General features: G+C 72.6%; 19 protein-coding genes. 12 read left to right on the top strand and 7 right to left on the bottom strand.

Translation table 11 applies throughout. The features are described 5' to 3' along the window. Window positions 1-21 precede the first annotated feature (21 nt). Entirely contained in the window at window positions 22-249 is a 228-nt protein-coding gene (locus ACQPYE_RS34630) for a hypothetical protein (RefSeq protein ID WP_498717305.1), read from the top strand. Here the strand turns inward: ACQPYE_RS34630 and ACQPYE_RS34625 are convergent. Continuing rightward, window positions 242-1,714, bottom strand: a complete 1,473-nt coding sequence (locus tag ACQPYE_RS34625; RefSeq protein WP_498717304.1) for a 1,4-alpha-glucan branching protein domain-containing protein — start codon at window positions 1,712-1,714, stop codon at window positions 242-244. The genes ACQPYE_RS34630 and ACQPYE_RS34625 overlap by 8 nt on opposite strands. Further along, window positions 1,711-2,460, bottom strand: coding sequence for a class I SAM-dependent methyltransferase (locus ACQPYE_RS34620; RefSeq protein WP_498717303.1), 750 nt, complete (start codon window positions 2,458-2,460; stop codon window positions 1,711-1,713). Before ACQPYE_RS34620 ends, ACQPYE_RS34625 begins: the two co-directional genes overlap by 4 nt. 315 nt (window positions 2,461-2,775) lie before the next feature. On the opposite strand from ACQPYE_RS34620, the gene ACQPYE_RS34615 reads away from it, so the two are divergent. Both ACQPYE_RS34615 and ACQPYE_RS34610 read left to right on the top strand, forming a co-directional pair. Further along, window positions 2,776-3,906: a hypothetical protein gene (locus tag ACQPYE_RS34615; protein WP_498717302.1), complete on the top strand. Its 1,131-nt coding sequence runs from the start codon at window positions 2,776-2,778 to the stop codon at window positions 3,904-3,906. A 43-nt stretch (window positions 3,907-3,949) separates the two neighbouring features. Beyond that, window positions 3,950-4,696 carry a hypothetical protein gene (locus tag ACQPYE_RS34610; RefSeq protein ID WP_498717300.1) on the top strand — a complete coding sequence of 249 codons (747 nt, stop codon included), beginning with the start codon at window positions 3,950-3,952 and terminating at the stop codon, window positions 4,694-4,696. A gap of 22 nt (window positions 4,697-4,718) precedes the next feature. On the opposite strand, the gene ACQPYE_RS34605 is transcribed toward ACQPYE_RS34610, so the two are convergent. Together ACQPYE_RS34605 and ACQPYE_RS34600 are read right to left on the bottom strand one after the other, a co-directional pair. After that, the gene (locus ACQPYE_RS34605) at window positions 4,719-4,862 is read right to left on the bottom strand and encodes a hypothetical protein (RefSeq protein WP_170185233.1); all 144 of its coding nucleotides are present in this window, start codon (window positions 4,860-4,862) and stop codon (window positions 4,719-4,721) included. A gap of 58 nt (window positions 4,863-4,920) precedes the next feature. Next, complete coding sequence (locus ACQPYE_RS34600) at window positions 4,921-5,766, bottom strand: DegV family protein (protein ID WP_498717298.1); 846 nt, start codon at window positions 5,764-5,766, stop codon at window positions 4,921-4,923. 279 nt (window positions 5,767-6,045) lie between these two features. On the opposite strand from ACQPYE_RS34600, the gene ACQPYE_RS34595 reads away from it, so the two are divergent. The 4 genes from ACQPYE_RS34595 to ACQPYE_RS34580 all read left to right on the top strand — a co-directional run bounded on the left by ACQPYE_RS34595 (window position 6,046) and on the right by ACQPYE_RS34580 (window position 9,572). Then, window positions 6,046-6,828 (top strand): electron transfer flavoprotein subunit beta/FixA family protein, encoded by a 783-nt coding sequence (locus ACQPYE_RS34595; RefSeq protein ID WP_498717296.1) that lies wholly within the window; start codon window positions 6,046-6,048, stop codon window positions 6,826-6,828. Between the two features lie 14 nt (window positions 6,829-6,842). After that, window positions 6,843-7,802 (top strand): electron transfer flavoprotein subunit alpha/FixB family protein, encoded by a 960-nt coding sequence (locus ACQPYE_RS34590; protein WP_498717295.1) that lies wholly within the window; start codon window positions 6,843-6,845, stop codon window positions 7,800-7,802. Between the two features lie 148 nt (window positions 7,803-7,950). Continuing rightward, a complete protein-coding gene (locus tag ACQPYE_RS34585; RefSeq protein WP_498717294.1) occupies window positions 7,951-8,721 on the top strand; it encodes a GNAT family N-acetyltransferase in 771 nt (256 codons plus the stop codon). Continuing rightward, window positions 8,718-9,572 carry a lysophospholipid acyltransferase family protein gene (locus ACQPYE_RS34580; RefSeq protein ID WP_498717293.1) on the top strand — a complete coding sequence of 285 codons (855 nt, stop codon included), beginning with the start codon at window positions 8,718-8,720 and terminating at the stop codon, window positions 9,570-9,572. The genes ACQPYE_RS34585 and ACQPYE_RS34580 overlap by 4 nt, the downstream gene beginning before the upstream one ends. 7 nt (window positions 9,573-9,579) lie before the next feature. Here ACQPYE_RS34580 and ACQPYE_RS34575 read toward each other — a convergent pair whose 3' ends face one another. After that, window positions 9,580-9,771 carry a hypothetical protein gene (locus tag ACQPYE_RS34575; RefSeq protein WP_498717292.1) on the bottom strand — a complete coding sequence of 64 codons (192 nt, stop codon included), beginning with the start codon at window positions 9,769-9,771 and terminating at the stop codon, window positions 9,580-9,582. Between the two features lie 43 nt (window positions 9,772-9,814). Here ACQPYE_RS34575 and ACQPYE_RS34570 point away from each other — a divergent pair, with 43 nt between their 5' ends. From ACQPYE_RS34570 to ACQPYE_RS34555, 4 genes are read left to right on the top strand one after another with little or no spacing between them, the layout of a single operon-like run. Next, window positions 9,815-11,185: an MFS transporter gene (locus tag ACQPYE_RS34570; protein WP_498717291.1), complete on the top strand. Its 1,371-nt coding sequence runs from the start codon at window positions 9,815-9,817 to the stop codon at window positions 11,183-11,185. Then, entirely contained in the window at window positions 11,185-12,372 is a 1,188-nt protein-coding gene (locus ACQPYE_RS34565; RefSeq protein WP_498717290.1) for a cysteine desulfurase family protein, read from the top strand. The genes ACQPYE_RS34570 and ACQPYE_RS34565 overlap by 1 nt, the downstream gene beginning before the upstream one ends. A gap of 5 nt (window positions 12,373-12,377) precedes the next feature. Further along, window positions 12,378-13,463, top strand: coding sequence for a tRNA 2-thiouridine(34) synthase MnmA (gene mnmA, locus ACQPYE_RS34560; protein WP_498717289.1), 1,086 nt, complete (start codon window positions 12,378-12,380; stop codon window positions 13,461-13,463). A gap of 45 nt (window positions 13,464-13,508) precedes the next feature. Continuing rightward, window positions 13,509-13,889, top strand: a complete 381-nt coding sequence (locus ACQPYE_RS34555; protein ID WP_498717288.1) for a hypothetical protein — start codon at window positions 13,509-13,511, stop codon at window positions 13,887-13,889. Window positions 13,890-14,142: 253 nt separating this feature from the next. Here the strand turns inward: ACQPYE_RS34555 and ACQPYE_RS34550 are convergent, their stop codons facing one another. Together ACQPYE_RS34550 and ACQPYE_RS34545 are read right to left on the bottom strand one after the other, a co-directional pair. Beyond that, complete coding sequence (locus ACQPYE_RS34550) at window positions 14,143-15,015, bottom strand: serine/threonine dehydratase (protein WP_498717287.1); 873 nt, start codon at window positions 15,013-15,015, stop codon at window positions 14,143-14,145. Between the two features lie 16 nt (window positions 15,016-15,031). Further along, window positions 15,032-15,538, bottom strand: a complete 507-nt coding sequence (locus ACQPYE_RS34545; RefSeq protein ID WP_498717286.1) for a DUF6584 family protein — start codon at window positions 15,536-15,538, stop codon at window positions 15,032-15,034. Between the two features lie 41 nt (window positions 15,539-15,579). On the opposite strand from ACQPYE_RS34545, the gene ACQPYE_RS34540 reads away from it, so the two are divergent. Then, on the top strand, window positions 15,580-16,761 hold the full coding sequence (locus tag ACQPYE_RS34540; protein ID WP_498717285.1) for a hypothetical protein: 1,182 nt from the start codon (window positions 15,580-15,582) through the stop codon (window positions 16,759-16,761). Window positions 16,762-16,800: the final 39 nt, after the last annotated feature.

The following is a 16,800-nucleotide window of genomic DNA, read 5'->3' as shown; positions in this document are numbered from 1 at the left end:
GGGAGAAGCGGGGGCACGGTCATGCAGCCTTGGGTCTGGGCGGTCCTGTTCTGCGCCGCGGTGCTGGCGATCGGGTACGCGGTCGACCGGAAGGCCCGCGCCAAGCGCGCCGGCCTGGTCCGACCGGCCGACACCAGGGGCCGCTCGAAGGCGGACCCGGTGGTGCAGGCCCGGATCGACAACCCGGGTTCGGCGGGCATCGCGCACCGGCAAGAGGGCGGCGCCGGCGGCACGGGGACCGTCATCTAGCCAGCCCCCGCGCGTCGAGGTGGCCGAACGGACCGTCGACCAGGCGCAGTCCGACCGCCCGGTCACGCCCGCGTCCCGCCCGGCGCAGCGCGACGAGCTCGGCGAACCGGTCCGCGTGCACCTTGGCCCGGTAGCGGGCGTAGTCGGCCGCCGAGTCCTTGGTGACCATGAACGCCCAGTCGCTGGACAACGCGAGCAGCGCCTCCCGCACGGCCTGGTCGGCGACCGGGTCGCGCACCGCGCCGGACAGGTCGAGCGCGAGCAGCTCCCGCTGCACCTCCGCGTTGCCGTGCACGATGTCGGCGACCTGGGGCCCGTTCCACACGTGCCAGTCCTTGCCCGCGCCCCAGGACGACGGCGGCACGTCGACCGGCGCGCCGACGTGCCCGGCCTCGACCGCGCCGCGCAACGTCGTCACCCGGACCCCGGCCCCGGGCAGCTGCCGCAGCACCGCTTCCAGCCACGCCGGACCCTCGTGCCACCAGTGCCCGTACAGCTCGGTGTCGTACGCGGCGACCACCAGGGACGGCTTGCCGTGCTGCTCCTTCAGCGCACGCAGCCGCCGCACCACCGTGTCCACGAAGTCCGCCGCGTGCCGCTGGACGGCCCGCGCCGCCAGGTCCGGGTCGTAGGGCCGCTTGTCGGCCGGCTCGACGGTCTTGCCCGTCACCCGCGCCGGCTTGAGCCCGCTGGGGTGGTCGTAGGTGTGGAAGTCGCGGTACGCCGGGTCGCCGGGGTAGCCGACCTTGGGCGACCACACCCGGTACGACACCTCCAGGTCACGGCCGAAGGCCACCACGTCCGACGTGCCGACCGGCCTGCCCGAGGCGGTGTCACCGCGCAGCGACGGCCCGTCCACCAGGAACCGCCGCACGCCCGCCCGCGCGTAGTCGTGCTCCATGCCCGGCGCGTACGCGCACTCCGGCGCCCAGATGCCCTCGGGGGCCGACCCGATCCGGTGAGCGGTATCGTCCAGCCCGGTGCGCAACGAGAACGCGCGCAGCCGCGGGTCGAGCAACGGCTGGAACGGGTGCGCGGCCGGCCCGCCGAGCAGCTCGACCGCCCGTGCGTCCACAAGGGACCGCAGGACCGGCGAGAAACCGTGCCGCCACCGCGTTTCGAAGCGGTCCAGCGCCCACGCCGACGCGCGGTGCTCGCGTGCCGCCAGGTCGGGCAGCCGGGACGACGCGCTGTGCGCGCGCAGCTGCCAGTTCCCCAGCCAGTCGTGCAGGCCGCGCAGGCTGTACGGATCGTCGAGCTGCGCGGCCAGGACCGGCGTGACGCCCAGCGTCAGCACGTCCTCGCGACCCTCGGCGGCGAACCGCTCCAGCAGGTCCACCACCGGCAGGTACGAGTGCGCCCACGCCTGGTACAGCCACTCCTCGCCGACCGGCCAGGCGCCGTGGTGCGCCAGCCACGGCAGGTGGCTGTGCAGGACCAGGCAGAACGTCCCCTCGTGCGTCACGGGCGCACCGCCACGGCGACCAGGTCCAGGCTCGCGTCGAGGTCGTCGGTCGTGATCTCGAAGTCCTCGGCGCGCACCGACGCCACGGCGGCACGCAGGTCGTCGGGCCACGCGCCGCCGCCGTCCACCACCACGGCCACCTGCGCGTCGATGATCGAACCGCCGAACCGCCCGTCCAGCTCGCGCAACGCCGGACCGTGCCGCAGCCCGGCCAGCAGCTCGACCCGCAGCCCCGCGCCGACCAGCAGCCCGCGCAGCTCGTCGGGCGCCAGCTCACGGGTGTGGAACGGGTTGAGCGGTGTGTCGCGGCCGGGGGAGAAGGTGATCCGGTTCGGCGTGGTGACCAGCAGCCTGCCGCCGGGCCGCAGCACCCGGGCGCACTCGGCGAGGAAGCCCTCCTGGTCCCACAGGTGCTCGATGACCTGGAGGTTCGCCACCACGTCCACGCTGCCGTCGCGCAACGGCAGCGCCGCCAGGTTCCCGCGCAGCACCGCCAGCTCCGGGTACGCCCGGTGCGCGTGCGCCGCCGTCGGCTCGTCGTAGTCGAGCGCGACGACCCGCGCGGCGTGCCCGGCGATCAGCGCGGCGCCGTAGCCCTCGCCGCAGCCGGCCTCCAGCACGACCGCGCCGACGCAGTATCGGACCAGGTCCAGGTACGCCGCCTCGTGGCGCCGGAACCAGTAGTTCTCCTCGACGATCCCGGGCGCGGTGCGCTCACCGGTGAGGGGCAGCGGCTCGACGGTCACCCGGCCAGCCTAGTTGTTCGTTACTCGCGGGTAGCCAGGGCCTGTCCGTTAGAGCGTCACTGTTTCGCGTGAATTTTTCGACACTCGATAGTGGGTATTTATCGCTGTGGGCAGTGTCAATACACCGGTTGATTCCGCCGGAATAACTCCATCGGGTGACCTACACCAAATTCGCGACGATCTTCCCTGATGGTGTTTCGCCTGCAAGCGCGGCGCTTCGGCCACGTCTTACCAGGGTAGTCGTGGGTGGTCATGGGCCGGTCGGGTGCCTTACGCTCGGCACCCTCGGCCAATCTTCGAACGAGCGGGGCCGCCATGGGTGCGAAAGAGCCGGACATCGTTCCGCTGCACGCGGGTTTCGACGTGGTCTACCGGGGTTTCCACCGGCGACAGGTGATCGAGCACCTGGAGAACCTGGACGAGCAGCTCAAGTACACGGCCCTCGACCGGACCGAGGCCTTGGCGCAGGCGGCGGATCTGCGCAAGCTGCTCGAGATGACCAGGGGCGACCTGGACGCGGCGCGGGCGCGCATCGAACGCCTGGAGATGTCGCCCAGCACGACCGCCGGCGCGTCCGAGCGCCTGCACCGGATGCTGACGCTCGCCGAGGACGAGGCGAACGACCTGCGGCTGCGCGCCGACCACGACGTCACCGCGTTGCGCGAGCGCACCGAGGCGGAGTTGGCCGACCGGCGGCGTCAGGTCGAGGAGGAGCTCGCCGCGCAACGGGCGGAGGCCGACGGGCACGCGCGCGACCAGCGTGAGGCGGCGAACCGGCGCGCCGCCGCGTTGGACCAGCGCGAGGTCGACCTGGAACGTCGCCAGGCCGAGGTCGAGGCGCACCTCCGGGCTCGCGTCGAGCAGGTGGAGGCCGAGTGCGCCGCCGCGATGGCCGAGGCGGAGCGGGACGCGGACCAGCTGCTGCGGGAGGCCGCCGAGCGGTGCTCGCGGCTGGAGGCCGACTCCGACGCCAAGCGCGCCAAGGCGCAGAACTTCTTCGAGCTGACCATGAACCGGCGGCGCAACGAGGCCGAGCAGCACTTCGCCGAGCAGGAGGAGCTGGCGAAGGCGCGGGCCGCGTTCCTGATCAAGCTCGCGGCCCGCGAGGCGCACCGGCGGATCGACGAGATCCAGCGGCAGTCGGACGACCTGCGCGAGCTGCGCCACATGGTGGCCGTGCAGCTGGCGTCGGCGCGCGTCGCGCTGGACGAGGCGGCCGACCGCGTGCCGAGCCTGATCCCGGAGCAGACGACGGTCGGGCAGGTGATCGCCGGGCAGGCGGGTGCGGAGCCCCTCGGCGCCGGGACGATCAGCGCCGGTTCGGTGGGCGCCGGTTCGGTGGGTGCGGGTTCGGTGAGCGGCGGGAAGATCGGCGCCGGGAAGGTCCGCGTCGCGCAGTCGAAGGGCGAGCAGGCGGGCAGCGACGGCCGCCGGGTCGGTGCTTGATGGCGGTGGCGCCGACGGCCCGTCGGCCGAGTGAGGACGTGTGATGACCGGGGTGGCGGTCGTGTTCGGGTTGTGCGCCTTGTCGTTCGCGGCTGGCTGCGTGCTGACCGCGGTCATGCTGCGCCGGGAGCAACCGCCCGAACCGACGCCGCAACCGGCCCTGGCCCCGGCCCCGCCGGCCCCGGTGTCCGAACCGCAGTTCCCGCCGGGGGACTACGCGACGAGGCCGATCCACCGCAACCCGGTGATGGGTTTCCCGGTCGCGCTGCCCGCGCCGGAACGCCTGCGCTCGGCTCCTCGCCCGGCTCCGCGTCCCAACCTGGTGGTCGTCCCGGACCCGGTGCCGGACAGCGGAAAACCCGTGCGGCAGGACGAAGTGCGGCGGATGCACGTGGTCCGGGCCGAGCCCGGACCACCGGTGCGGGCAGACCCGGTCGAGCCCGCCACCGCGGTCGCCGGGTCGGTCGAGCTGTCATCGGTGCCCGCCGAGCCGGTTGCGCACGGTGAGCCGGTCGAGCCGGTCGCGCCCGCAGACCCGGTCGTGCGCGTCGAAACGGTCGCGCCCGCCGGGATGGTCGCGCGCGTCGAGTCGGCCGTGCCCGTCGGAACGGTCGTGCCCGTCGAGACGGCCGGGTCCGCCGGATCAGCGGCCGAGACCGCCGCTCCGGTTGTCGAGCCGAGCAAGCCGGCCGAGCCGAGCGCCGAGCCCAGGGTTCTCCAGGTGATGGCTCAGCCCGAGCCCGTCGTGGCCCGCGCGTTCGAAGCGGCCCGCCGGGAGTCCAACCGGTAGCGGGCCGCTGAACGTCGCGTGGTCAGCGCTTGCGGAACTTGCGCAGCAGTTGTTCGGCCTTGGCCTTGTTTCGGGGGTCGCGTGCCACGTGCTTGACCTGCTCGGTGACCCGGCGACCCTGCGGACTGCGGGCGAACGCGGCGAGTTTGCTGAACAGAGATGCCATGTCCACCTCCTTCCCTGTCCGCTCAACGCTCAAACCCCGCGAGGAGTTCCCAACCCGACTAAACCGGCGAAACGGTCACGCCCACCGCGCCCGGCCCGACGTGCGCGCCGATCGCCGAGCTGACCTGGGTCACCAGGAACCGCCGCACGTTCGGCAGCTTCGCGCGCAGTTGTTCGAGCACGGTGCCGGCGCGGTCGGCGGCGTCGAAGTGCTCGACCGCGATGTCGACCGCGTCCCCGCCCGCCCGCTCGGCCGCGATGTCGACCAGCTTGCGGATGGCCCGCTCCGCGCCGAGCACCTTGTCCAGCGGCGTGATGTGCCCGTCGGTCACGGTCAGCAGCGGCTTCATCGACAGTGCGGAGCCGAGCAGGGCGGCGGCCCGGCCGATCCGCCCACCGCGCCGCAGGTACTCCACCGTGTCCACGTAGATCAGCTCGGTGCTGCGCTGGACGCTGTGCCGCGCGGCGGACAGCACGTGGTCCGCGTCACCGCCGGCGTCGGCCGCGGTGGCGGCGGCGACCACCGCGTACCCCAGGCTCATGCCGCACGTCTGCGTGTCCACCACGTGCACCGGCACGGGCACCTGCGCGGCTGCCTGCCGGGCCGCGTCCACGGTCCGCGACAAGCCGGTCGACACGTGCAGCGACACGATCGCCTCGGCGCCGGCCGCCGCCGCGTCGGAGTAGGACCAGAAGAACGCGCCGGGGTCCGGTGGCGCGGTGGTCACGTCGAGCTGCCCGCGCAGGGCGTCCACCAGCTTCGGCACGGGCACGCGCGCCTCGTCCTCCACCCAGTCCCCGATGCGCACCTGGATCTGCGCGACGGTCACGCCGAGCTTCTCGGTCAACCGCGGCGGCAGGCAGGCGGTGGAGTCGGTGACAATCGCTACTCGCCGGGACGACATGCGCTCGAACCTAGCCCAGCGGGGTGATGGCCTGTAACGCCGTCGTGCGGAGAGACGACATTGTCCGAATGGCCGGAAACGCGCCAGTGAGCATCATCACCCGTAGTAGGTGCTTGCAGTCGTTTGCACGTCTGCTACCGGTGGGTAACATCCAGGTGGCCGACACCACCATGCCAATGCGGCGATGACATGGCAGGGTCACGAACAATCCGGCGACCGCAGGCAACTACCGTCGCCCACCCACGTCGCCGCCCGTCCGCAGGAGGTCGAAGAGGACCCATGAACATTGTCGTCCTGGTCAAGCAGGTGCCCGACACCTGGTCCGAGCGCAAGCTCTCCGACGCCGACCACACCCTCGACCGCGAGTCCGCGGACGCCGTGCTCGACGAGATCAACGAGCGCGCCGTGGAAGAGGCGCTGCTGCTCCAGGAGGCGCACGGCGGCGAGGTGACCGTCGTCGCGATGGGTCCCGACCGCGCGACCGACGCGATCCGCAAGGCGCTCTCCATGGGTGCGGACAAGGCCGTGCACGTCTCCGACGAGGCCCTGCACGGTTCCGACGCCCTCACCACCGCCAAGGTGCTGGCCAAGGCCATCGGCACGATCGAGGGCTTCGACCTGGTCATCGCCGGCAACGAGGCCACCGACGGTCGCGCGGGCGCGGTGCCCGCGATGCTGGCGGAGCTGCTGGGTGTGCCGCAGGTGACGCAGGTGCGCAAGCTCACCGTCGAAGGCGGCACGGTCAAGGCCGAGCGGGAGACCGACGAGGGCGTCGCGCACCTCGAAGCGAGCCTGCCCGCCGTGGTCAGCGTGAACGAGAAGATCAACGAGCCGCGGTACCCGTCGTTCAAGGGCATCATGGCGGCGAAGAAGAAGCCGGTCAGCAAGCTCACGGTCGCGGACCTGGGGCTGGACGCGGGCGAGGTCGGCCTCGGCGCGGCCTGGTCGCAGGTGCTGGAGTCGGCGCCGAAGCCGCCGCGCGGCGCCGGTCAGCGTGTCGAGGACTCGGGTGACGGCGGTTCGAAGATCGCCGCGTACCTGGTCGACCAGAAGCTCATCTGAAGGCGAGGAATCCAATGTCAGAGGTACTCGTCCTCGTCGACCACGTCGACGGCGAGGTCAAGAAGGTCACCTATGAGCTTCTATCCGCCGCGCGCCGTCTCGGCGAGCCGGCCGCGGTGGTGGTCGGATCGCCCGGCACCGCGGGCAAGGTGAGGGAGTCGCTGGGCCGTTACGGCGCGGTGAAGGTGTACGCGGTGGAATCGGACGACGCGGTGAACCACCTGGTCACGCCGAAGGTCGACGCGCTCGCCGCGATCGCGGCCACCGCGTCGCCCGCCGCCGTGCTGGTGTCGGCGACGTTGGAGGGCAAGGAGGTCGCGGGCCGGCTCGCCGTGCGCCTCGACTCCGGTCTGCTCTACGACGCCGTCGACCTCGACGGCGACGGCGTCGCCACGCAGTCGATCTTCGGCGGCGCGTACGTGGTGAAGTCGAAGGTCAGCAAGGGCGTGCCGGTCATCGCGGTCCGCCCCGGCGGTGTCGAGGCGTCCGAGTCGCCCGCGGACGCGGTCGAGCAGGCCGTCGAGGCGCCTGCCGCGAACCCGGCGCTGGTCACGAGGGTGACCGGCCGCGAGGCGGTCTCCGGCGGCGACCGGCCCGAGCTGACCGAGGCGTCGGTCGTCGTGTCCGGTGGTCGTGGCGTGGGCAGCGCGGAGAGCTTCGACGTCGTGGAGAAGCTGGCCGACAGCCTCGGCGCGGCGGTGGGCGCGTCCCGGGCCGCGGTGGACTCCGGCTACTACCCGCACCAGTTCCAGGTCGGCCAGACCGGCAAGACGGTCTCGCCGCAGCTGTACATCGCGCTGGGCATCTCCGGCGCGATCCAGCACCGGGCGGGCATGCAGACGTCCAAGACCATCGTCGCGGTCAACAAGGACCCGGAGGCGCCGATCTTCGAGATCGCCGACTTCGGTGTGGTCGGCGACCTGTTCGCGGTCGCGCCGCAGCTGACCGACGAGGTCGGCAAGCGCAAGGGCTGACCTGCCGCTTCGCCCACGAGGGCCGTCCCGCGACCAGCGGGACGGCCCTCGTGCCGCTCGGGGCCTCACCGCGCCTTAACCGACCTGCCACTGAGGCGTCATCGGAACGACCTGCTCCCGGTCGCCAACCGGTCGGTAGACCAGACCCATGACGCAGCCGCAACTGCTTGTCAGCACCGGTGACGCCGCTTCCGACGCGCCGCGCTACTCCCTGCTGGTCGCGCGCGACAGCGACGAGGTCGTGGCCGCGCAGCGGCTGCGGCACCAGGTGTTCGCCGCCGAGATGGGCGCCGTGCTGCACAGCTCCGTGCCGGGGCACGACGTCGACCACTTCGACCCGTTCTGCGACCACCTCGTGGTCCGCGACGACCGGACCGGCGACATCGTCGGCACCTACCGGATGCTGCCGCCGGAACGCGCGGCCGAGGCGGGCGGGCTGTACTCCGACGGCGAGTTCGACCTGTCCGCGCTCGACCCGCTGCGGCCGTCGTTGGTGGAGACCGGGCGGTCGTGCGTGCACCCCGACCACCGCAACGGCGCCGTGGTGTCGCTGGTGTGGGCCGGCATCGCCCGGTACATGCTGCTGTCCGGCCACTCGTGGCTGATCGGCTGCGCCTCCGTGCCGCTGCACGACGGCGGTTCGTTCGCGGCGGGTGTCTGGGACGTCGTCCGGGCCAAGCACCACGCGCCCGAGGAGTACCGGGTGGAGCCGCTGACGCCGTGGGACGTCGACTCGGTGGCGCGGCCGGCGAAGACCGTGCTGCCGCCGTTGCTGAAGGGCTACCTGCGGCTGGGGGCGTGGGTCGCCGGGCGGCCCGCGCTGGACGTCGACTTCGGCGTGGCCGACCTGCCCGTGCTGCTCGGGATGGACCGGGTGGACCGGCGCTACCTGAAGTTCTTCCTCGGGGAGACGGCATGAGCAAGCACGCGTGGATGCCCGTGTCGCCGTGCGGCGACGGGTGCGTGGACCACTCGACGGCCTCCGTCGGCCGGGTCCGGACGGCGTGGCGGGTGGTGGCGGCGTCGGTGGTGCTGCTGTCCGGGCTGCTCGTGGTGCTCGGCGTCCTGTGCGTGCGGGGCCAGGCGCGGTCGGCGCTGCTGCGGCGCTGGTTCCGGGCCCTGCTCGGCGCGTTCGGCGTGCGGCTGCGGGTGGTCGGGCCGGTGTTCCAGGACAACCCGGGACGCGGCGTGCTGGTGGTGTCCAACCACGTGTCCTGGTTGGACGAGCTGGCGATCGACGCGGTGCAGCCCATCCGGCTGGTGGCCAAGCGGGACATCCGGGACTGGCCGGTGCTCGGCCGGCTGATCACCGCGGCCCGCACGGTGTACCTGGACCGGGAGCGGCTGTCGCTGCTGCCGGGGACGGTGGCCGAGCTGGCGGCGGCGCTGCGGGACGGCGCGGCGGTCGGCATCCACGCGGAGGGGACGACGTGGTGCGGCGTGGCGTCCGGGCGCTACCGGCCGGCGTTGTTCCAGGCCGCGCTGGACGCCGGTGTGCCCGTGCGGCCGGTGGTGCTGCGGTACTCGCAGGGTTCGGCGACGTCCACCCGGCCCGCGTTCGTGGGCTCCGACACGCTGATCGGCTCGATGCGGCGGGTGCTGCGCTCGCGCGGGCTGGTGGTGGAGGTGCACGTGCTGGACGAGGTCGCGCCGGGCCGCGCGGCGACGCGGCGGGAACTGGCGGCGCTCGTGCAGCAGGAAGCCGAACGGGTGGCGTACGGGTCGGTCGAGGTGCCCTCGCCGCGCCGGCACGCCACCCGGGTCGCCTGAGCCCCGCTCAGCAGGCCTTGACCGACACGGAGTGGACCCGGCCGGAGATGTTGTAGATGGTCACGGTGCCCCAGCCGCCGTTCGTGGTCACGTGGTACTGGTAGCCGGACTCGACCCGCCGGCTGCGCGTCGCGCCCACCGCCACGCCGGTCGTTCGCACCACACCGTCCGTGCAGGTGTCCGGGGCGGACTGCGTCATATTGCCTTGACCTCCACCCGGGTGGAGGTTGAACCATTGAGCCGTGACGACGACGACCGACACCCCCGCCAAGAGCAACCTCTGGACACCCGAACGGCGGGGCCCGACGGTCGGGATCATCCTGCTCGTCACGCTGCTCGCGTTCGAGAACATGGGCGTCAGCACGGCCATGCCGCGCATGGTCGCCGACCTCGGCGGCAACGACCTGTACGCGTGGCCGTTCCTGGCGTTCCTCGCCGCGAGCGTGGTGGCCACCGTCCTGTCCGGACGGCTCAGCGACCTGCGCGGACCGCGGCCGTCGCTGCTGATCGGCCCCGCGCTGTTCCTGGTCGGCCTGGTCGTCGCCGGCCTCGCCCAGGACATGCCGCTGCTGCTCCTCGGCCGCGTGCTCCAGGGCATCGGCGGCGGCGCGCAGGTCGTCGCGGTCTACGTCCTGATCGGCCTGGTCTACCCGGAACGGGACCGGCCCGCGGTGTTCGGGCTGCTCGCGTCGGCGTGGGTGGTGCCGTCACTGGTCGGGCCGGCGCTGTCCGGGTGGCTGACCGAGACGCTGAGCTGGCGGTGGGTGTTCCTGGGGCTGGCCCCGTTCGTGCTGGTCGGCGTGCTGCTGGTGGTGCCCGTGCTGCGGAACCTGCCGCCGCACACCCCTGATCGGAACACCCGGCGCGGGCTGCCCCTGGCCGCGCTCGGCGCCGGCTTCGGCGTCGCGGCGCTGAGCTGGGCCGCCCAGCACCCCACCGGCGTCAACCTGGTCATCGGCCTGGCCGGGCTGGTCGCGCTGGCGCCCGCGCTGCGCGTGCTGCTGCCCAAGGGCACGCTCACCGCCCGTCGCGGCCTGCCGGTGACGATCCTGGCCCGCGCGCTGCTGGCGGGCTCGTTCTTCGCCGCCGAGGCGTTCATCCCGCTGACGCTGACCGCCGTGCACGGCTACTCGGCCATCGCCGCCGGCATCCCGCTCACGCTGAGCGCGCTGGGCTGGTCCAGCGCCGCCTGGTGGCAGTCCCGCCGTCCGGACATCCCGCGCGAGAAGCTGGTGCGTTGGGGATTCGTGCTCAACGCGGTGGGTATTTCCGGAGTGACGCTCATCGCACCGTCGTGGGGTCCGGCGTGGGCCACCCCGGTGCTGTGGGCGGTTGCCGGAGCGGGGATGGGGTTGGCCATGTCGAGCTTGAGCGTGCTCACGCTGGGCGCGTCGTCCGAGGTCGACCGGGGGTTCAACTCCTCGGCCCTGCAGATCAGCGACATGCTCGGCTCGGCGCTGCTGGTCGGACTCGGGGGTGTGCTCGTCACCACCTTCGCCTCCGCCGCCGCGCCGACGGCCGCCGTGGTGCCGTTCGACCTGCTGATGGCGGGCATCGCGGTGCTCGGTGCGGTGCTCGCGGGACGCCTGGGCAGGGCTACCCTGGAAAGCTGATGGCCTACTTCGACCACGCCGCCACGACCCCCATGCTCCCCGAGGCGATCGAGGCGATGACTCGGGCGTTGTCCACCACGGGCAACGCCTCGTCGTTGCACACCTCGGGCCGGCGGGCGCGGCGGTCGGTCGAGGAGGCGCGGGAGGACATCGCGGACGCCCTCGGCGCGCGGCCCTCCGAGGTGATCTTCACCAGCGGCGGCACGGAGAGCGACAACCTCGCGGTCAAGGGCGTCTACTGGTCCCGCCGCACGCCCCGCCGCCGCCGGGTGGTGGCGACGTCGGTCGAGCACCACGCCGTGCTGGACGCCGTGCAGTGGCTGGTCGAGCACGAGGGCGCCGAGGTCACCTGGCTGGAGCCCGACGGGCTCGGCCGGATCCGGCCCGAGGCGCTGCGCGACGCGCTGGACGACGACGTCGCCCTGGTCACCACCATGTGGGCGAACAACGAGGTCGGCACGATCAACCCGGTGCGCGAGCTGGCCGGGCTGGCCGCCGAGCGAGGGGTGCCGTTCCACACCGACGCGGTGCAGGCCGTCGGCGCGGTGCCGGTCGACTTCACCGCCTCGGGCGCGTCCGCGCTGACGCTCACCGGGCACAAGCTGGGCGGGCCGTACGGCGTCGGCGTGCTGCTGCTGGGTCGTGACGTGGCGACGACACCGGTGCTGCACGGCGGCGGGCAGGAGCGGGAAGTGCGGTCCGGCACGCTGGACGTGCCGTCGATCGTCGCCCTCGCCGTCGCGGTCCGGCACGCGGTGTCGCACCAGGCCGCGTCCGCCGTCGAGGTCGCGGCGCTGCGCGACGAGCTGGTGGCGTCGGTGCGACGCGTGGTGCCGGACGTCGGGGTGAACGGCGACCCGGTGCACCGGCTGCCCGGCAACGCGCACCTGACGTTCCCCGGCTGCGAGGGCGACAGCCTGCTGATGCTGCTGGACGCCAAGGGCGTCGAGTGCTCCACCGGCTCGGCCTGCACGGCGGGGGTGGCGCAGCCCAGCCACGTGCTGCTGGCCATGGGCGTGGATCCGGTGCTGGCCCGCGGCTCGCTGCGGTTCTCGCTGGGCCACACGTCCACGGCGGCGGACGTGCGCGAGCTGGCCGAGGTGATCGGCCCGGTGGTCGAACGAGCCCGCACGGCGGGCATCGCGGGGTTGAAGAGGCTTGCGGGCAAGGCGACGGCGGAGGTGTGACGGGCATGCGGGTGCTGGCGGCGATGAGCGGCGGGGTGGATTCCGCCGTGGCTGCGGCGCGGGCGGTGGCGGCGGGGCACGAGGTGACCGGCGTGCACCTGGCGCTGTCGGCGAAGCCCGGCACGTTGCGCACCGGGGCGCGCGGCTGCTGCACCATCGAGGACGCCCGCGACGCGCGACGCGCGGCGGACGTGCTCGGCATCCCGTTCTACGTCTGGGACTTCGCGGAGCGGTTCACCGAGGAGGTCGTGGACGAGTTCGTGGCCGAGTACGCGGCCGGCCGCACGCCCAACCCGTGCCTGCGGTGCAACGAGAAGATCAAGTTCGAGGCGTTGCTGGACAAGGCGATCGCGCTCGGCTTCGACGCGGTCGCCACCGGGCACTACGCCCGCCTGTCCACTGTGGACGGCGTGCTGGAGCTGCGCCGCTCGGCCGACGACGGCAAGGACCAGTCGTACGTGCTGGCGTCGTTGACGCGCGAGCAGCTGGCGCACGCGATGTTCCCGCTGGGCGACTCGACCAAGGCGCAGGTGCGCGTCGAGGCCGCCGAGCGCGGGCTCCAGGTCGCGGAGAAGCCCGACAGCCACGACATCTGCTTCATCCCTGACGGCGACACCCAGGGCTTCCTGACGCGGCGGTTGGGTGAGCAGCCCGGCGTCCTGGTGGACGACGAGACCGGTGCCGTGCTCGGACGGCACGTGGGCGTGCACGAGTTCACCGTCGGCCAGCGCAAGGGCCTGGGCATCGACGCGCCCGCGCCCGACGGGCGGCCCCGGTACGTGCTGTCGCTGGAGCCGGTGAGCGGCACCGTGCGGGTCGGCGCGGCGGAGAAGCTCCAGGTCACCGAGATCGTCGCGCAGCGGCCTGTGACGCGGATCACGTTTGATGGTCCGGTGGAGTGCGTGGCGCAGGTGCGGGCGCACGGCGGTCTCGCGCCTGCGGTGGCCGAAGTCGTCGACGGCGAGCTGCTGGTCCACTTGCGCGAGCCGTTGAGCGGCGTCGCCCCTGGTCAGGCGGTTGCGGTGTACCGGGAGGACGCGGTCGCGGGCGACCTGGTGCTCGCCAGCGCGACCATAAGTGCGACGCAGTGAGGTCCGGTTTGTTGTTTTGTCGGTGTCGCCTGCGACACTGCGTGCGTGCCGTATGACAACGCACGACGCCGGAGGTCGCTGGTGGACATCGGGATCCGGGTGAGGGTGCTCTCGAGCAAGCTCGACCACCCGTCCGCGCAACGTCTCGACGCGGAGCAGTTCGAACGGCTGCGCGCGGAAGTTCGCACGCTGCGCTGGGTGGTCCGGGAGCGCCTGCACCGACCCGAGTGGGCCGACCTGATCGCCGAGGTCGAGGCCATGGTGGAACGGGTGGAGCGGCTCGACCCGGCGCTCGCGCTGGAGGTCGAGGTGCCGCCGCAGGCAGGCGTGTCGCGGGGGCGGGTGGCGCCGGATCGGGATCGGGGGGCTGCCGAGCTGGGGGCGGTGGAGCGGGGGTCCGCCGAGCGGGTGACGGAATGTCGTTGAGGGGTTTGTAGGGCTTGGTGGTGCGAGCCGGCTGGATTGACTCGCGCGAGTCCGGCTCGATGTGACATGGGGCCCTTACGGGCACTCCAGGCAGGCCAAAGCCGGGCAGGCCCGGCGGGAAGAGCGTCCGCCAAGCCTGCCCGGCTTCGACCAGCCTAAAGCACCCGAACCCATGTCAAATCGGGCCTACGTGGGTGGTTGTGGGTCCGTTGTGGGCGGGGTGGCCTTGCCCGTGTGGTTGCCCGGTCGGTGTTTACGGGGTCCAGTCGGTGTTGGCGCCGCAGAGGACTACGCAGGCGAGGTCGCCTGGTACTTGGCCGGCCAGCCAGGCGGCGAACGGGACGGCGGCTGCCGGTTCGACGGCCAGCCGGAAGTCTTCCCAGAGCCGGTCGCGGGCGGACAGGGTTGCCTGGTCGGGGACGAGGACGGAGGTCACCGGGTGGGTGCTCAGGATGTCGAACGGCACTTCGCCCACTCGGGTGGCGCCCAGGGCTGACGCGGCGATCGAGTCCACCTCCGAGTCGACCGGTTGGCCCGCGTTCAGGGCGTGGTGCAGGGCGCAGCACCGGTCCGGTTCCGCCGCGACGGTGAGGCGACCCGAGGCCAGGGCGGTGCCCGCGGCCAGGCCGCCGCCGCCCACGGCGACCACGATGGCGTCCACGTCTGGCGCGTCCTCGATCACCTCGGCGGCCACGGTGCCCTGACCTGCGACGACGATCGGGTCGTTGTAGGCCTCGACGTAGAAGCCGGGTGTCTCGCGGGCGGCCAGGACGGCCTCGGCGTAGGTGTCGCCGTGTCGGATCAGTTTCGCGCCCGCGGCCTCGATCCGGCGTACTTTGCCCTCCGGCGCGTTGACCGGCACGAACACCGTGGCGTGCAGCCCGAGCAGTTGCGCGGCCTTGGCGACGCCCAGGCCGTGGTTGCCGCCGGACGCCGTGACCACGCGATCCGGTGAACCGGAGGCGAGCAGGGTGTTGAGCGCGCCGCGCAGCTTGAACGAGCCGGTGAGCTGGAGGTGTTCGAGCTTGAACGCGATCGGCCGGCCGTCGACCTCGGTGTGCCACAACGGGGTGCGGCGGGCGTGTGGGCGGATGCGGTCAGCGGCGGCGGCGACGTCGGGGGTCATGCCTCCCAGCATGCGCTCATCCGGTGAACCACCTGTAGACCCACATGACCAGCGTCACCGCGCCGACGACGAAGCACAGCAGCACGATCACCATGCCCATCAGCACGAACACGTTCGTGCGCCACGACGAGTCGCGGTCGTCGGCCACCGACAGCTCGGCGTGCAGCTGGTCGTTGGCCGCGTTCCGCAACGCCACCAGCCGTTCCCGCGCGGTCTCGGTCGAGGCGCCTGCCTCGCCGCTGGACCAGTTCATGGCGGTCAGCCGTGCCAGCGGTGTGCGGTAGGCGCGTTCGAACGCCGCTGTCTCCGCCTCGTCGCGCACCTGGGACAGGTAGCTCCACCGGCCGGCCTGCGCCGCGTCGCCGAGCAGCCGGTACACCTCGGCGAGGCGCTCCCGCAGGTCGAGCCGGTCGGGGTAGCTGCCGACCAGCCCGACCAACCGTTGTCGTGCCCGCAGGACACTGGCCAAGTCACCGCGTTCGAGCTCTTCGGCGGCCTTGTGGAGCGTCAGCTCGAGCGGCATGGAGGACATCGTCCCAGCACGTGCAACCGTAGGATCTCCGGGTGATCGCGGTCTCGGTGGTGACGTTCGGCCTGGCCTGGTGGCTCGGGCTCTACCTGCTCGTGCGCGATCCCCGCAAGCGCCTGCTCCAGCGGGCCTCGGTCGGGTTGTCCGCCTACGCGCTGGCGATCGTCCTGCCGGAGCCGCTCTCGACGGTGGTGATGGTGGTGCCCGCGGTGGCGTGGACCGGGGTCGTCGTGTGCTGGCTGCCGGTGCGCTACGACCGCTGGTGGCGGTACGGCGCGCTGCCGTTGCTGGTGGCGGCCTGCTTCGCGCCCGTGGTGGTGCTGGTCCCGTTGGCGGCGGCCCTGGTGCTGTGCCTGCGGGTTCGTCGGGCGTTGTTGGGCGCGGCGACGGTCCTGTTCGGGCTCAGCTGCGCGTTGTTGCTGGTGGACGTGCTGCCCGAGCCGCTGGTGATCGCGTCGGCCGGGGTCGACCTGCTGGTGTTCGGCGTGGTCGTGGCGGTGTCGGACGCGTTCGACGAGGGCGAGGCGATCCGGGCGGACATGGTGCGCTCGCTGCTCACGTCGGCCGGGCTGGCGGCGGTGTTCGGCGGGCAGGTGGCGTTGTTCCTGGACGACCGGCTGGTGCCGCTGCTGTTCGGCACGGTCGCCGCCGCGATCGCGGTGCAGGTGCTGGCCAACCCGCTGGCGTTGTTGGTGGACCGGGTCGCGGTGCCGGAGGTGGCCGCGTCGCGGGCCGAGCTGCGTGACGCGGCCGAGGCGTTGCCGCGCCGTGCGCCGCTGGACCCGACCGAGTTCGTGAAGCTGACCAGGCGGGCGTTGAGCAATTACGGCGACCTCGGGAAGTTGGTCGCCAGCCCGTTGACGGAATTGCCGGTGATCGACGCCCGGCTCGCCGCCCGGGGCGCGTCGGACCAACCGCTGGAACGCGCGGCCGAGTTGAAGTCGTTGTTGCTGGAGGGCATCTGCCGGCTCAAACCGCGTGACGGTGAATTCGGCACCAGTGATGAGTGGCGGCACTACAACGCGCTGTACTTCTACTACGTGGTCGGTATTCGGCCGTACAGCAGGCGGACCAAGCGCGAGGGGCTCGACCCGGAGGCGCGGCGGGCGCTGGCGTGGTTCGTCAACCAGGTGCCGGAGCGGACCCTGCACAACTGGCAGAACGCGGGGGCGAAGCTGGTGGCCGAAGACTTGTTCGCACAGGTCGAAGCGGTGTGACTGGCAGGCGTTGGCAGTGTTCGGCGTTCCGCCGGCAGT

This window comes from Actinosynnema sp. CA-299493 (genome assembly GCF_050946825.1).
Lineage (GTDB): Bacteria > Actinomycetota > Actinomycetes > Mycobacteriales > Pseudonocardiaceae > Actinosynnema.
Note: the sequence above shows the minus strand (reverse complement) of the source record. Positions and strands in the feature narration are given on the sequence as shown.